This window comes from Marinovum sp. J2-8, from assembly GCF_055808435.1.
Genome location: NZ_JBVVRZ010000002.1, coordinates 231,415 through 247,043 on the forward strand (window position 1 = coordinate 231,415; position 15,629 = coordinate 247,043).

Annotated in this window: 13 protein-coding genes and 1 pseudogene; 9 read left to right on the forward strand and 5 right to left on the reverse strand. The window is 60.9% G+C overall.

The genetic code is table 11. The features are described from left to right. Nucleotides 1-565: 565 nt before the first annotated feature. The 5 genes from AC0L4F_RS06955 (at nucleotide 566) to AC0L4F_RS06975 (ending at nucleotide 6,382) form a co-directional block, all read left to right on the forward strand. Complete coding sequence (locus AC0L4F_RS06955; protein ID WP_244686781.1) at nucleotides 566-1,525, forward strand: Bug family tripartite tricarboxylate transporter substrate binding protein; 960 nt, start codon at nucleotides 566-568, stop codon at nucleotides 1,523-1,525. A gap of 99 nt (nucleotides 1,526-1,624) precedes the next feature. Continuing rightward, on the forward strand, nucleotides 1,625-3,193 hold the full coding sequence (locus tag AC0L4F_RS06960) for a sulfatase family protein (RefSeq protein ID WP_244686783.1): 1,569 nt from the start codon (nucleotides 1,625-1,627) through the stop codon (nucleotides 3,191-3,193). A 30-nt stretch (nucleotides 3,194-3,223) separates the two neighbouring features. Further along, nucleotides 3,224-3,760: a tripartite tricarboxylate transporter TctB family protein gene (locus tag AC0L4F_RS06965; protein WP_244686786.1), complete on the forward strand. Its 537-nt coding sequence runs from the start codon at nucleotides 3,224-3,226 to the stop codon at nucleotides 3,758-3,760. Nucleotides 3,761-3,770: 10 nt separating this feature from the next. Next, nucleotides 3,771-5,252, forward strand: a complete 1,482-nt coding sequence (locus AC0L4F_RS06970; RefSeq protein ID WP_244686788.1) for a tripartite tricarboxylate transporter permease — start codon at nucleotides 3,771-3,773, stop codon at nucleotides 5,250-5,252. A 191-nt stretch (nucleotides 5,253-5,443) separates the two neighbouring features. Then, nucleotides 5,444-6,382 carry a LysR family transcriptional regulator gene (locus AC0L4F_RS06975; RefSeq protein WP_244686791.1) on the forward strand — a complete coding sequence of 313 codons (939 nt, stop codon included), beginning with the start codon at nucleotides 5,444-5,446 and terminating at the stop codon, nucleotides 6,380-6,382. Between the two features lie 30 nt (nucleotides 6,383-6,412). Here AC0L4F_RS06975 and AC0L4F_RS06980 read toward each other — a convergent pair whose 3' ends face one another. Then, complete coding sequence (locus AC0L4F_RS06980; protein WP_244686793.1) at nucleotides 6,413-7,417, reverse strand: 1-aminocyclopropane-1-carboxylate deaminase/D-cysteine desulfhydrase; 1,005 nt, start codon at nucleotides 7,415-7,417, stop codon at nucleotides 6,413-6,415. Between the two features lie 186 nt (nucleotides 7,418-7,603). Between AC0L4F_RS06980 and AC0L4F_RS06985 the strand changes: the two genes are divergently transcribed. The 4 genes and pseudogenes from AC0L4F_RS06985 to AC0L4F_RS07000 all read left to right on the forward strand — a co-directional run bounded on the left by AC0L4F_RS06985 (nucleotide 7,604) and on the right by AC0L4F_RS07000 (nucleotide 11,551). Further along, nucleotides 7,604-9,451, forward strand: coding sequence for an ABC transporter ATP-binding protein (locus AC0L4F_RS06985; protein WP_244686795.1), 1,848 nt, complete (start codon nucleotides 7,604-7,606; stop codon nucleotides 9,449-9,451). Between the two features lie 135 nt (nucleotides 9,452-9,586). Further along, nucleotides 9,587-10,165: an SDR family NAD(P)-dependent oxidoreductase gene (locus AC0L4F_RS06990; protein WP_244687672.1), complete on the forward strand. Its 579-nt coding sequence runs from the start codon at nucleotides 9,587-9,589 to the stop codon at nucleotides 10,163-10,165. A gap of 61 nt (nucleotides 10,166-10,226) precedes the next feature. Beyond that, nucleotides 10,227-10,829 (forward strand): annotated as a pseudogene (locus tag AC0L4F_RS06995) (NAD(P)/FAD-dependent oxidoreductase); the annotation flags it as partial. A gap of 41 nt (nucleotides 10,830-10,870) precedes the next feature. Beyond that, nucleotides 10,871-11,551: an NAD(P)/FAD-dependent oxidoreductase gene (locus AC0L4F_RS07000; protein ID WP_348524071.1), complete on the forward strand. Its 681-nt coding sequence runs from the start codon at nucleotides 10,871-10,873 to the stop codon at nucleotides 11,549-11,551. Between the two features lie 12 nt (nucleotides 11,552-11,563). Here the strand turns inward: AC0L4F_RS07000 and AC0L4F_RS07005 are convergent, their stop codons facing one another. From AC0L4F_RS07005 to AC0L4F_RS07020, 4 genes are read right to left on the reverse strand one after another with little or no spacing between them, the layout of a single operon-like run. Continuing rightward, complete coding sequence (locus AC0L4F_RS07005; RefSeq protein WP_244686798.1) at nucleotides 11,564-12,376, reverse strand: sulfurtransferase; 813 nt, start codon at nucleotides 12,374-12,376, stop codon at nucleotides 11,564-11,566. Next, nucleotides 12,373-13,380: a hypothetical protein gene (locus tag AC0L4F_RS07010; RefSeq protein WP_244686800.1), complete on the reverse strand. Its 1,008-nt coding sequence runs from the start codon at nucleotides 13,378-13,380 to the stop codon at nucleotides 12,373-12,375. The genes AC0L4F_RS07005 and AC0L4F_RS07010 overlap by 4 nt, the downstream gene beginning before the upstream one ends. Then, nucleotides 13,377-14,711: a M20 family metallopeptidase gene (locus AC0L4F_RS07015; protein ID WP_244686802.1), complete on the reverse strand. Its 1,335-nt coding sequence runs from the start codon at nucleotides 14,709-14,711 to the stop codon at nucleotides 13,377-13,379. The genes AC0L4F_RS07010 and AC0L4F_RS07015 overlap by 4 nt, the downstream gene beginning before the upstream one ends. After that, entirely contained in the window at nucleotides 14,708-15,628 is a 921-nt protein-coding gene (locus tag AC0L4F_RS07020) for an ABC transporter permease (RefSeq protein ID WP_244686805.1), read from the reverse strand. The genes AC0L4F_RS07015 and AC0L4F_RS07020 overlap by 4 nt, the downstream gene beginning before the upstream one ends. Between the last annotated feature and the right edge of the window lies 1 nt (nucleotide 15,629).

Below are 15,629 nucleotides of genomic sequence, written 5' to 3' on the forward strand. Positions count from 1 at the left end.
GGCGCAGACTCTACATTACGGTGAGGGATTTCGCGGGGGGCAGGTCATTCACTGAACCTAAATACACCGGTCAATCGCCTCAATGCGCTTAAAATCATTCGATTGCGAGAACTAAAATAATCTTAAAGTCAATAGATTAGCTGAGATCCTTACCGCTCATAACGCTTTGGTTGCGGGTTCAAGTCCTGCCGGGCCTACCATCTCTCGCTAATAATATTGAAAATCAAACACCGCCTGTCGCACGCCGGGGTGATCCTGGGGGGATTTGGGTATTGATGGGACGTTGTCCTATCCTGCGGCCGAATCTGCGGCGAGGTTTTTGTGGACCATGCAATGGCGCTTGCGCTGACCACCGGGCGCCTGCCGATGATTGCGGCCTTGGGCGACGGACAAATTCGCCGATACAGGATGGCTTTTTCGGGATCGGCGATCTGGTGCCACAAATTGAACGCGGGGCAATTACATTCCAAAACGATATGTATTCGGCGGTAAATTTATTAGATCGGCAAGTTTCAAACCGATAAAACCGGGGCAACGGAACCATACGTCAGGGAGGAACTACCGTATGTCCAAGGGATTTTTCGCCAGAACCGCTTCGGGGCTTGCTCTGTCGGGCGCATTGACTGTCGCAGCCGCCGGAGGGGCCATTGCCCAGAGCTATCCCGAACAGCCAATCAAGGTCATCGTACCCTTTGCCGCCGGTGGTCAGGGCGACGTCATGGCGCGTCTGGTGATCCAGCGTATTGAGGAGATGGAGCTGCTTGACCAGCCCATGGTCGTGGTCAACGTGCCCGGCGGCGCCGCCACCATCGGCATGCGCCAGGCCAAGAACGCCAAGGCCGACGGCTATACCCTGCTCTATATCCATCAGACCATGATGACCGCAGAGCTGATGGGTACGCTGGACTTCAAATATAGCGACATGGTGCCGGTGGCCGAAACCAACAATTCCTGCCTGCTGACCGCCACGGCCGAAGGTTCGGGCATTGCGGACGCTCAGGATTGGATCGCCCAGACCAAGGCCGCGCCGAACGCCGTGAAAGAGGCGACTTTGGTGGGCAGCATCGCGCATTTCACCACCGCCATGTTCGCCAAGGCCGCGGATATCCAGGTTGGCTATGTCAACGCCGGCGGCGGCGCGGACCGGATCGCCTCGATCCTTGGCAACCACACCAAAACCGCCGTGGTGGTTGCAACCCCGGTCGTGCGCAACCCGAAGCTTTCTGCGCTGGTCTATTACGGCGAAGAACGCCACCCGGAGCTGCCCGATACGCCAACGGCCAAGGAACTTGGCTATGACGTCGTGTCCTGTCTCGACAACATCTGGTACGCCCCGGCGGGCACCCCCGCCGACATCGTCGACACCCTGGCGGCGGTGTTTGAACAAGCGACAAGCGATCCGCAATTGATCGAAACAATCGAAGCCAAGGGTGACGAAGTCGTCTTTTCCTCGGGCGCGGATCTGACGGCTCGTCTTGCGGCAATCTACGAAGATCTGGCGGCGGTGTCCGGCGCGCTTCGCTAATCCATTTCGACAAGACCCCGCTGGCCTGACAGGTTGGCCTGCGGGGATCAGACAGCGCGGCGCAAGCGGCGCGCGCCCCACCTATTGCCGGAAGAGATCATGTCCAGAAAACCCAATTTCCTGTTCATCGTGACGGACCAGCACCGTGCAGATCACCTTGGCTGCTATGGCAACACCGTGGTGAAGACGCCGAATATCGACGCTCTTGCGGCCCGTGGCACACGGTTTGACCGCTTCTATGTCGCCAACCCGATCTGCATGTGCAACCGTGCCAGCATCCTGACATCGCGTATGCCAAGCCTGCACGGAGGCCGCCACAACGGCATTCCGCTGTCGCTGGATTCGACCACTTTCGTGGATCTGTTGCGCGACAAGGGGTACGACACCGCGCTGATTGGCAAATCGCACCTTCAGGGCATGACCGGCTTGCCTGCGACCGCGAAACGGCCCGTCAAACCGGGGTTGGAAGAAGCGTCAGAAGATCTGCGCGAGGCCAACAAACGCCAACGCGTCGGCGAGCCCTATGATCAGGAAAGCGCGAAACGCTGGCAGGAAAACCCGGCACATCGGGTTCGCACGCCGTTCTATGGTTTCGATGATGTGCGGATTGCCGACGATCACGCCGACCTTGTGACCGGGGACTATGCGATCTGGCTGGCGGAACACCACCCCGAGGTCGCGGCCCTGCGCGGTCCCGAAAATGCCATCAAGGACGACCGTTATTCTGCGCCACAGGCCTGGCGGACACAGGTTCCAGAAGATCTCTATCCGACCACATGGATCGCCAACGAATGCGAAGGTTTCCTTAGAAACCGTGCGCCGGACGACGATCCGTTCTTTCTGATGATGTCCTTTCCCGATCCGCATCATCCCTTTACCCCGCCGGGCAAATATTGGGACATGTATGACCCCGACGAAATCGAACTGCCCGACTCTTTTGGAAAAGGTGACATTCCCCCGATCCACAACCTGCGCCGCCAACTGGCCGAAGCGCCCGACACACGGGTGGGCCAGGATCCTTTTGCGGTGACAGAACGCGAGGCGCGCGAAATCATTGCGCTGACCTATGGCGCGATCACCATGATCGACGACGCGGTGGGCAGGGTGATAAAAACGCTGGAGGATCAGGGGCTTGCCGAGGACACCATCGTTGTCTTCACCTCGGACCACGGCGATTACATGGGCGATCACGGCCTGATGCTGAAATTGCTGATGCATTATCAGGGGTTGATCCGGGTGCCCTTCATCTGGGCCGATCCGCGTGATCCTGCGGCGCGCAGCGATGACGCCCTGCGCAGTGCCATCGACATTGGCCCGACCTTCCTGGAACGGGCGGGAATCCAGCCATTCAACGGGACACAAGGTGTCAACGCCCTGGACAAGATTGATCGTCAGGGGCTGATCGTCGAAGAAGACAGCCAGCGCACCATGGCCGCTTTTGAACGGCCCCAGCGGATACGGACCTACCTTGAGAAAGATTGGCGCATCACAATCCGCTACGGCGAGGATTGGAACGAGATGTATGACCTGAAAAACGACCCCGACGAAAACACCAATCTCTGGGGCCACCCGGATCATGCAGACGAGCAAAGCCGGTTGGTCCAGAATATGGTCGCCGAAATGATCAACCTGCAGGACCGCGCACCTTTGCCCACCTGTCGGGCCTGACGCTGGACGCTTTGGGAGGAGCGCAAATTGATGAAATATCTACTCGACGAACACCGGGGCGAATTTGGCTTGGTGCTGTTGTTGGCCACCGGTCTGGCCATGCTGATTGGTGCCGCGTCCCTGCCCGCGCCGATGTTCGACCCATTGGGTCCGGCGGGGCTGCCGCGCTATATCGCTTGGTTGCTGTTGGCGCTGCTGGTGGTCCGCATTTTTGTCCTGCTGCGAGAGGCATCGCGCGCCACCCCGGAAACCGGTCCCAAGGCCAAGGCGGCGCAGAGCCTTCTTGGCGCGGGCGAACGCGGCATTCAGCGCGCCGAAGATGTGGATGCGCCGCAGATCGCCCGGTTCGGTCTGGTTGTGGTCATCACGCTGATCTATCTTGTGGCGCTGACCGTCGGCGGCCTGCCCTTTACCTGGATCACCCTGCTGTTCCTGGCTGCATTGGGGGCGGCAATGACGGATTTCACAGCCCGCAAGCTTGTCACCGTTGCGGCCATCGCCGTCGTCATGAGCTTTGTACTCACCTACACATTCACCGACATTCTGTCGGTTGTCCTGCCGCAATAGGAGCCGCGCCATGCAATTGTTAGAGGCTTTCGTGAACCTCCTCGCCCCGGCGCCGATGTTCTTTATCTTCCTTGGCGTGCTGCTGGGCATCGTTGTGGGGGCCATTCCCGGACTTGGCGGGGCAATGCTGATTGCGTTGCTGTTGCCGGTGACCTTCTACATGGATTCGGTCCTGGCCTTGATGTTGCTGGTGTCGATCTACGTCGGCTCGGTCAGTGGCGGGTTGATCACGGCGATCATGCTGAAGATGCCCGGCACGCCCTCGGCGGTCATGACCGTGCTGGATGGCTATCCGATGGCGGCACAGGGCCGTGCGGGCCGCGCGCTGTCGCTGGGGATCATGGCCTCCTTTGTGGGCGGCATCATCTCCTGGCTGTTCCTGGCCCTGTTGTCACCGCCGCTGGCGGATTTCGCCCTGAAATTCGGACCATACGAGCTGTTTACGCTGGTACTTATGGCCCTGGTTCTGATCGCGACGATTGCCGAGGGCACCCTGCTCAAGGGCTTGTTGATCGCACTCTTTGGCATGGCCGTGGCCATGGTTGGGCCGGATGCATCCTCGGGTGTGATGCGGCTGACCTTTGGGGTCAATGCGTTCGACGGTGGTTTTTCCCTGCTGCCGGTGTTGCTGGGGGTCTTTGTCATCAGCCAAATCATCGAAGACGTGCTGAAAAAGGAAAAACCGATCCAGCAGCAGGGCGGCAAGCTGACCGAATTCATGCCCTCTGCCGGTGACCTGAGGAAACACGGGCCCAATGCGGTGCGGTCGTCCCTGATCGGCACATGGATCGGCGTTCTGCCCGGTGTCGGCAGCGCAATCGCCGCGATCGTCGCCTATACCACAACCAAGAGCTTCTCGACCCACCCGGAAACCTTTGGCAAAGGCGAAGAAGCCGGGATTGTAGCGGCTGAATCCTCGAACAATGCCTCGGTCAATGGCGCGCTGATCCCGTTGATCACGCTTGGCATTCCCGGCAGTGTGATCGACGCGATCCTGATTGGCGCGCTGGTGATCCACAATCTGCAACCGGGGCCTTTGCTGTTCACCAACAGCCCCGACATCGCCTATGGCGTCATTGCGGCGGCCCTGGTGGCCAATTTCATGATGGCGGCGTTGATGTTTCTGGGCGTGCGTCCGATTGCCCGGATCGCAACCATTTCGCGGGCCTACCTCTTTCCGACAATCATCGTCTGCTGTGTGATCGGCGTTTATTCATTGTCCAACAGCATGTCGAGCGTCTGGGTGATGATGGCCTTTGGCGTATTGGGGTTCGTGTTCCGCAGGGGCGGATTTCCGGTCGGGCCTTTTGTTCTGGGCTATATCCTTGCGCCGCTGGCGGAAAAGGAACTGCGCTCGGGCCTGATGCTTTATGACGGCAGCCTGTTGCCGCTGGTCACGCGCCCGATCTCACTGTTCTTTATCGTGTTGACCGTGGTTCTGTCGCTCTGGCCGCTGGTTCAGGCCCGCATGAGGGCGCGCCGCGCCGCATGAGTTCCAACCGGGGCCGGTCACCGTACCGGCCCCGCGATACCAACTGCCGGCCAAGGCCATGGGGCCTTCACATCCGCCGCCAGCGCCCCGTGCCCCAGCAAAGCCCGTGACCACAGCAAAGGATGACGGCCAACCCACAGCGGTGTAGCCTGACCACGCGCCCCGGTTGGCGCGGAAAACTGGATGCGCCCATGCAGATCGACCCAAGACATCTGATCCAACTCGCCACCATCGTGCAATGCGGCTCTTTCGGGGCGGCGGCGGCAAAACTGGGCGTGGCGCAACCCGCCCTCAGCAAAAACATGAAAAAGCTGGAGGAACGGCTCGGCGCGCCGATTTTTGAGAAGATCGGGCGGCAATCCGTCGCCACGGATCTGGGCACGACGTTTGCGCGTTTCGGGCTGATGATGCTGGCCGCTGACGAACAGGCGCGCGCCTATGCCCAGCATGTGTCCACCGGACAAACCGGCAGTCTTTTGATCGGCACGCCGCCGTCGCTGGCCGATAACGTTCTTGCCCCGATCCTGGCCGATTTTCTGGCCACCCATACCGGGTGCCGGGTGGAATTGCGGGTCGGTCTGTTGGTTGAACTGGAAACCCAACTGTCCACCGGGCAAATCAATCTGGTGGTAGGGCCGTCCCGCCCGCATGCCACGGACCTGCAACTTGAGACCGAAACGCTTGCCGATGACATGCTGGGGGTTGTCTGCCGCAAGGCGCATCCCCTGACCCGCAAAGCCGAAATTCTGCCACAGGATCTTGAGGCGCAACGCTGGGTCGCCCATTCGCGCGGCAGCTATCTCAGGCTTCAGACCGAAGACGGGCTGGCCAAATTTGGCGTCACCTCGTTCGATATCGCGCTTGATACGGATTCCACCGAAACCGCGTATAAGGCAGTGGCGAAATCCGATCTGATCACCGTGATGCCGCGTCTGCCGACGCTTCTGTCCAGTCACAGCGCCGCAATCGAATTCCTGCCAATTGACAGCACGGCCTTTCTGCGCCCGATCGGGATCGTGCAACGTGCCTCACACACCCGATCGAGCCTCGAAATCAGCTTTCTGCGTCATCTGCGCAAGGCGGTGCAAAGCCGGGACATCGCAATCCCCGGCAATCGACAGACCGCATGACGCGTACCGTCGATTGCACAGGTAGAAACCCTAGCTTTCGAGGTCGGTCGTCAGCTGACCGCTGAACGGGAACAACGCTGGCGTGCCGCCGCAATGCACAAACAGGACATCGCTACCCTTTGCGATGGTGCCGTTTTCGACCGAGCCGATGATCCCGGCCATGGCCTTGCCGGTATAGACCGGATCAAGCAACACACCCTCGCTGCGGGCCGCGCGTTTGATCGCAGCGTTTCCGGCGTCTGACGGGATCGAATAGCCGGGGCCGACATAGTCATCCTGGATCAGCAAATCGCTGGCATCAAACCGGCGGTCCAGTTCCAGCAATTCCGCCGCATCATTGGCCATGGCCGAAATCCGTTGATCAAACGGCACCGCCGTTCCGGTGACCGAGATCCCCATCACTTTGGTCTCTGGCCACCAGATCGAACACCCAACGGTAATCCCGGCCAATGTCCCGCCCGACCCAAGCGGGGCGACGATATAATCGGGCGCTTTGCGTCCCATTGCTGTGTATTGCTCGGCCAGTTCCTTGATCGCATTGACATAGCCCATCGCCCCAAGGGCACTCGCACCGCCCAAGGGGATGACATAGGCTTTTTTGCCTTCGGCCTCGGCCTCGTCTGCGCGCTGTTGCATCAATGGATTGACCTGCTCGAAATATGCATCCGGGTCGAGGAAATCGATCTTTGCCCCCAACAGGTGATCAAGCAGCAGGTTACCCTGCCATGCGTCGGGGCGATTGCCCCGCAGAACAAGGATCGGTTCCATGCCGAACTTGCGCGCCGCAGCGGCCGTCATACGCGCATGGTTTGATTGGTGCCCGCCGGTGGTGATCACGACCTGCACGCCCTTTTCGACCGCATCCGCCATCAGGAATTCCAGCTTGCGCACCTTGTTGCCGCCGCCGCCAAAGCCGGTGAAATCATCGCGTTTCACCGACAGCGAAATTCCCAGCTCTGCGCCAAGCGTGGGCAGGTCGTCGATCGGGGTTGGCAGGAAACCAAGGGAAAGGCGCGGCAGGTCGTCAAGTTTCATGCTGGGGATCCTCACAGTCAGGTTGGTGATGACCGAAAACAGGAGAAACCCCTTGCAACGGCCCGGCTTGCATCTCTAGATATATGATATATCGTAATTGGCAAGCACGGTTTCGCCTAATCTCCCTTCCCGGTTCGGGCCACGCGGGGATAAGCTCGGGATCGCACCAACAACAGGGCGCACGCGATGACAAAACCTGTATTCTCCGTCGAACAGCTTGACGTTGCGTTTCGCGGGCGCGGCGGTTGGACCCCGGTGGTTCACGACATGTCTTTCACCATTGCCGCTGGTGAGACCCTGGCACTGGTCGGCGAAAGCGGCTCTGGCAAAAGCGTCACCTCGCTGGCGGCAATGCGCCTGCTGGATCCAGAGACCAGCCGGATCAAGGGCCGCGTGACGCTGGATGGTCAAAACCTGCTGGACCTTCCCGAAGCCAGGATGCGCAGCGTGCGTGGCAACGACATCGCGATGATTTTTCAGGAACCGATGACATCCCTGAACCCGTCAATGAAAATCGGCGAACAGATTGGCGAGGTACTGGTGGCGCATCGGGGCATGAGTTTTGCCGAAGCACAGGCCGAAACACAAAGATTGATGGAACGGGTGCGCATCCCGGCGGCCAAACAGCGTATGGGCGAATATCCCCATCAATCCTCCGGCGGGATGCGCCAGCGGTTCATGATTGCAATGGCGCTGGCCTGTCGTCCCAAACTGCTGATTGCGGATGAACCCACCACCGCCCTGGACGTCACCATTCAGGCGCAGATCCTCGAACTTATCAAAGTGCTGCAAGAGGAAGAGGAAATGGCCGTCCTTTTCATCACCCATGACATGGGCGTTGTGGCCGAAATCGCCGACAGGACCATCGTCATGCATCATGGGCGCGCGGTCGAAACGGGGGCAACAGAGGCCATTTTCACGGCACCAAACCAGGCCTATACCCGCGCCTTGCTTTCGGCGGTGCCGCGCCTTGGGTCGATGCAGGGCACGTCCCTGCCCGCGCGGTTCCCTTTGGTCGATGTCACAACCGGTGACGCAGTGCCGTCCCGCGCGGTGCCCGACACGGTTGATACGGCTGGCACACCGGTCTTGCAGGTCAAGGGGCTGACCACGCGTTACGGCGTTGGGCGCGATATCCTTGGACGATCCACCGGGAATGTTCACGCGGTCGAAGGTATCGATCTTGATATTCGCAGCGGTGAAACACTGGCCTTGGTGGGGGAATCCGGGTGCGGAAAATCCTCGGCCGGACGCAGCATTCTGGGCCTGACCCCGGCAGATTCTGGTTCGGTCAAACTGGACGGCGAAGAAATCCTCGGCCTGTCGCGCGCGGCCATGCTGCGCCATCGCCAAAAGGTTCAGATGATCTTTCAGGATCCGTTTGCCAGCCTTGATCCGCGGTTTCGCATTGGCGATGCGATTGCCGAACCCATGCTGACCCATGGTTTGGCAACGAAATCGCAAGCACGGGAAAAGGTCGCGGAGCTCCTGGTTCAGGTCGGGCTGAAGGCCGACATGGCGCGGCGCTATCCAAATGAGTTTTCCGGCGGTCAGCGCCAGCGGCTTTGCATTGCGCGGGCCTTGGGCATGACGCCAAAGCTGCTTGTCGCGGACGAGGCCGTGTCGGCCCTCGACGTGTCGATCAAGGCCCAGGTCATCAACCTCATGCTGGATCTGCAAGAAGACCTTGGGCTGTCGTATCTTTTCATCAGCCACGACATGGCGGTTGTTGAACGCATGAGCCATCGGGTCGGCGTCATGTATTTGGGTGAAATTGTCGAAATCGGTCCGCGTCAGGCGATTTTTGAAACCCCACAGCACCCCTATACAAAACGTTTGTTGCAGGCGGTTCCCGTGCCCGATCCGGCGCGGCGCGGGCTTCGCCATAACCTTGACGTCAAGGAGTTGAAAAGCCCGATCAAACCCGCCGGCTTTGAACCGCCACGCCGCGAATGGCGTCAGGTCGCACCGGGCCACCGGGTGCAGGTGCCCGGCCCGGAATGGGCCGAAGAATTGACCGCATTGGCCAGTTGAAGGATTGTGTCATGACCGCACCTGTCGCAATGATTTCCGGGGCCAGCCGGGGCATCGGGGCCGCCATCGCCACCGATCTTTTTCAGGCCTGGCTGGTCGCTCAGCCTTGGCCTTCGCAATGTCGCTCAAAGCCCGCTGCCCACATCCAACCGTGTCACGCTTAACCATTTTGATGCGGAAGATCCGCAAAGCGAACGCGATTGGGTGGCCGCGACGGCCGGGCATTTCGGGCGACTTGACGGGCTTGTGCTCAGCGCGGGCACCCTGATCAAAGGATCGCCGCTGGACACAACGGACGAGGATTTCGATCAGATTTTCAACATCAACGTCAAATCGCCAATGCGGATTGCCCGCGTGGCCTGGCCCCTGTTGGAAGGCGGCGAAGAAGGCCCGGGCCGGGTCATCACACTGGCGTCGCTGTCCGGCAAGCGGGTGAAATCGGCGGGTGCGGGGCTTTATGCGATGTCGAAATTCGCCGTTGTCGGGCTGGCCCATGCGCTGCGTCAGGCCGGGCGCGACAGTGGCGTGCGGTCAACCGCGATCTGCCCAAGTTTTGTCGCCACCGAAATGGGACGGGCCGCAGCCGGAACCGATGGCGCGGACATGACCCAACCCGAGGACGTGGCGCGCATTGTCCGCATGGTTCTGGAACTTCCGCCAACCGCCAGCATCGCCGAAATCCCGATCCATTGGTCGGTCGAAGATTGTTATTGAAATGAACCCATATCCCAACCGGGGGCCTGCGCCCCTTGCCGTCGACAACACATCCGATCCAATGCCAAAGAGCGCGGATTTCGTCGTGATCGGCGGTGGCATTATGGGGGTCACAACCGCGCGCGACCTTGTCCGACAGGGGCACAGCGTGGTTCTGGTGGAAAAGGGCATCATCGGCGGCGAACAATCCAGCCGCAATTGGGGCTGGATTCGACAAGCGGGGCGCGATCTTCGGGAATTGCCACTTGCGGTACAATCCCGCAGGCTTTGGCGCGGGCTGTCAGCGGAATTCGGCCCGGAACTGGGCTATGTGCAATGCGGCATCGCCTATGCGGCCAACAGTGCCGCCCAACTTCAGACCTATCAAAATTGGGCCAAGGCCGCCCATCCCTATGGGGTGATCGCCCATATCCTGAGCCCGGACGCGGTCGCAACATTGATCCCCGCGCTGTCCCATCCGGTACATGGTGCGCTGCACACGCCGCAGGATGGCCGGGCCGAACCCCAGGCCGCCGCCCCCTTGATCGCGCGTGCCGCCCGTGACGCGGGGCTGCATCTGTTTCAGGGATGCGCAGCCTTTGACATCGAGACAGACACAAAAGGCATCTGTGCCGTGCGCACCGAAACCGGCCGGATTGCGACCCGCAATGTGGTGGTTGCCGGCGGATTTGGTCGGCGCCGCTTTTGGCGCGGCTTGGGCTGCGTTTGCCACAGCTCAAGGTCATTTCATCCGCGATGCGCACAGATCCAATTGCGTCCGATATCCGCACAGACCCGGCCCAATCGGGTCAGGTTTCGGGCCTTGGGCCCAGCATATCGCTCGGGGATCTGGCGCTGCGCCTGCGCCGCGACGGTGGGTTGACCGTGGCCTCTTCCTCGACCGCCGTCGCCGAGATCGTTCCCGACAGCTTTCGGCATGTCATTGCCTTTCAAAAGGGGTTGCGGTCAATGATGCGCGGCCTGTCCTTTCGCCTGACCCGCACAAGCCTGCGTGAATTCCAGTGGCTCTTGGCACCAAAATACCTGGAGCGCAGCCTGACACAGCACCGGATCATGGACCCCGATCCATCCCGACGGGCGCTGAATGCGGTTCAACGGAATCTGCAACGCACCCTGCCCCATCTGGCAGATGTCGAAATTGCCCAACGTTGGGGCGGCTATATTGATGTCACACCTGACGCCATTCCGGTGATTTCAACCGTTGCCGAACATCCGGGGCTTACCATTGGCACCGGGTTTTCCGGGCATGGGTTCGGGATTGGCCCCGCCGCGGGACGCGCCCTGGCCGAGCTGGCAAGCGGGCGCAAACCGACACTCGACCTGACCCCGTTCCGCTTCGAACGATTTTCCGACGGCTCCGAAATCGAGCTGCAATCCTGGCTCTAGCCCTGCGGCACCTCAGCCGGTCTCAATCGGCAGCCCCTCGATCCCGGCCCATTCGTGCCAGGAGCCCACATAGACCCGCACCTTGTCAAACCCCGCAAGGCGCAGACCGTAAAGAGCGGTCGCCGCGCGGGCCCCACGGTGGCAATAGGTGATCACCTCGCGCGCCGGATCAAGTCCTGCGGCGATGGCCCGTTCCCGGATCTCGGACGCCGGACGATAGCCACCATCGTGCAACATATCTTCGTAGAACATGAACTTGGCGCCGGGAATACGCCCGCCCCGGACACAGCAATCATGTTTGAAGCTGCCATCAAATTCGCTTTGCCGCCGGACATCAAAGATGTCGACATGTGCACCGGGGTGCAGAACCTCTGCCCGCGTTGCCGCCAATTCCGGGCGCCATCCCGACGGGGGGCGCGTGTCGGAATGGGTGATCGCGATACTGTCGCCTTGGCCGGGGGCCAAATCACCACCAGCGGCGCGCCAGGCGGCCAAACCACCATCCAGGATCATCCCACCGTCCAGGCCCAGCATTTCCTGAAACCAGAGCCCACGCGGCGCGCGCATTCCGGTGTCTTCTTCAAACCAGACGATGGTTTTTGTCTGATCCAGTCCCGCCGCACAAAACGCCGCCCAGGCCCCTGCTGCCATCCCGTGATAGATCGCATCCGTGCTGTCCGGCACGAAATAATCATAGACATTCAGAAAGATCGCGCCGGGGATCGTGTTCTGGCGATACGCGGGTTCCAACCGTGTATCAACAAGTACCAAACCCGCCTCGCCCATACGGTTTTTCAGCTCTTCGGCGGTGAGTGTCACGGTCATGATTGCGTCCCTTTGTGGTGTCCGCCGCGCCCCAGCGGAATTCCGATGCCCATCGCAGCGGCGCGGCGCAATACTCTGGCGGCCAGCGCGATGTCAAAAATGTTCAGGCCAAAACTGGAAAAATAGACGGAGGCCCCGGCATTTGGCCGCCAATCCCCCGACAGAATGCTCTGTGCATCCGCCGCAATTTGATCGGGCGCAAACCGCCCTGCGCGATACATCTGGAACAGGCTTTTTGCGCTGTGGTCGGCAAAATCGCCCCAAAGATCGCAGGTCACGACATCACATGCGTCGATCGCCGCAAAACTGACCTCGTGAAAGCCGATCTGCAGGATAAGCTGATCGGAATGCACAGCCGCCGGGCTGAGCAAGGGCGCGGGAGAGGAGGTGCAGGTCAGCACCACCTGCGCCGCCCGCGCGGCTGCATCTGCGCTGGCGTGGATCGTGACGGTTGCACCCTTGGGCGGCGTTTGCTGCGCATGTTCGAACAGGTCTCGACCGGACCGGGTCCAAAGATGAATGGCCGGAAGTTCGCGAAACAGCGCCAAACACATCTGGAGATGGCTGATCGCCTGGGCGCCGCCGCCAATGATCGCAATGGAACGCGGCACCGGCATCAAGGCCCGGATGATCGCGCCCGACAGCGCCGCGGTGCGCACCCGCGTAATCAACGCCGCGTCAACAATGCCCAGGGGCAACCCGCTGTGCAGATCATCGACAAAGGTGCGGGCGGTTATGGCGGCACCGCCCTTTGGGGCCTCTGGGCGATGAACGCTCCACTTGAGGCCGGCGGCATTGAACCGCCCCCCGACCCAAGCCGGCAGACCATAGCCTTTGGCGCGTGGATCCCTGCCCAGCGACAGGGTGTTTTCGGCAACCATCGCCGCCTGGTCGCGATGCAACAGATCCAGGCTTTCGGTCACATCGGCAACGGCCCGGTCCCAATCCAACACCCCGGCGGCCACAAGATCCTCTTGCGACAGGAAAAGCTCGTCTGTTGTCATGTCGCCATCTCCGACAGCCAGACATCGACCGATTTCAAAAACCGGTCAAAGCCTGCAACCGATAGAAATTCATTCACCCCATGGGCATGCCCACCCCGGCCCGCACCGCCGATCATGAAGCTGTCCGTATGGCGTGCAAACGCATGGCCCGGCGCAGATCCCAGCGCCCAGGGCCAGATCTGTGGCGCGCGCGATGTGGCGTCATAGGCCGTCAACAGCGCCTGTGCCGCCGCGCTCGTCAATCCGTACCGCACCGCCGGAGAGGTTTCGCCAACCTCCAATGACACGCCCGCCAAGCCCGGTTGCACCGAAAGGTGGTCGCGGAACGCCTTGAGACAGGCATCGCCATCCAGCCCCGGCGGCACGCGCAGATCAAACATCGCCTCGGCGCTGTGGGGGATGATCGCGCTGTCACCAACCGGCAGGGTGCGCAGGGATGAAATGTTCATCGAGGCGGTGCTGAGAACGCTGCGCAGCTGCGCCGCCGCGTCACCGGTCGTGGCAAAGCGTTCGCTGGTGCGAAACCGAAGTTCCGCGTCCGGGTCGAAATCCCGTGCCAGATTGTCGATCAACCCCTGCGCTTCGGCGTCCAAATCAACCCGGCCCAATGCGCCGGTCACCGCCCCGCCGAAACCGGACAGCGCATCCACCAGAACGCGGGCGGGATTGGCGATCCAGGGGGCGTTGCTGGAATGGATCGGCGTCGATGGCCCGCCCCAAGCGCCACCTGACACGGTGATCCGGCCCTTGGCCATGCCAGAAAACCCAAGGTAAACCCGTGGCGCGCCGCCGCCATATTCACAAAAAGACGGGAACAGCCCCCCGACACAACGCGGCATCGGGCAATCCACCGCCGCCAGATAGGCGCGCATCTTTTGTGATCCGATTTCCTCTTGGCCATCCAACAGGATTTCGACATTGACCTTCAACCGCCCCGCACGGTGCATATCCCGCAACGCAACCAACATGCCCGCCAAGGGGCCTTTGTTGTTTTCCGCCCCGCGCGCGATGAAAACCTCGCCCACGTCCTCCATCGTGCCACGCCCACCGGTCCAAGGATCATTGCTCCAGCCTTCGGCCACGGCGGGCATCACATCATACATATTGTACAGGATCACGCTGCGCGCCGCGCCAACATCCAAACGTGCATGAATGACGGGCGCATGTTCCCCGGTCTGGCACGACGGCGCGATGATCGTGGCGCCCAATTCCGTTTGCAACCAGCCAAGGATATCCGCGACCTGACGCGCCATGCCCGCCGCATTGTCCTCATACGACGGAATCGCACACCAGCGACCCGTCAGGGCAAGTGAATCCCCCAGCGACGTCACAGGCGAATCCGGGGATTGAGCCAAGTGTAGGCCACATCGACCAGAAAATTGGCAATCACAAAGACCATGGCGGCGAACAGGACCACCGCCTGGACCACCGGGAAATCCCGGTTTTGGATCGCCTCGACCGCCAGACGGCCAATGCCGGGCCAGGCAAAAATGATCTCCGTAACCAAGGCACCGCCCAACAGCGACGCCAGATACATGCCCTGCAAGGTCACAACCGGGATCATCGCATTGCGCATCGCATGGCGCACCACGATCCGCCATTGCGTCAGCCCCTTGGCCCGTGCGGTGCGAATATAGTTTTCGCCCAATGTCTCGATCAGGCTGGCGCGCACCAAGCGGGTGATCGCGCTCAGGTAATAGGCCCCCAATGCCACCGAGGGCATGATCAATTGCTGAAACGTGCCATATCCGCTGGACGGCAACCAACGCAGGTTGAGCGAAAACAGAATGATCATCATCAATGCCAGCCAGAACACCGGAACCGCCTGCCCCAGCAAGGAAATCACCCGGATTGCAAAATCAATTGGCTTGTTCTTGCGCACGGCGGCGATGGCCCCCAAGGCAAACCCCAGCAGCGATGACCAAAGCAATGCAGACAGCGCCAGAACGCCTGTTGCGGTCAACCGTTCGCTCAGCAGATCAAGAGCCGGGCGCTGATAGCGCAGGGAATTGCCGAAATCCCCCTGCACCACCCCGGCCAGAAACCGCCCGTATTGGACGAGGATCGGATCGTTGAACCCCATGGCCTCGCGGAAGGCATCAATCTCGGCGACGGTGGAATCCGGCGCCATCATAAGGGCCGCCGGATCACCGGTCAGAAACAGCGCAAAGAACACCAACAGCGACACGCCAAACATGACGATCACCCCCTGAACGGCCCGCGACAGAAGAAAACGAAAACCCTTCATG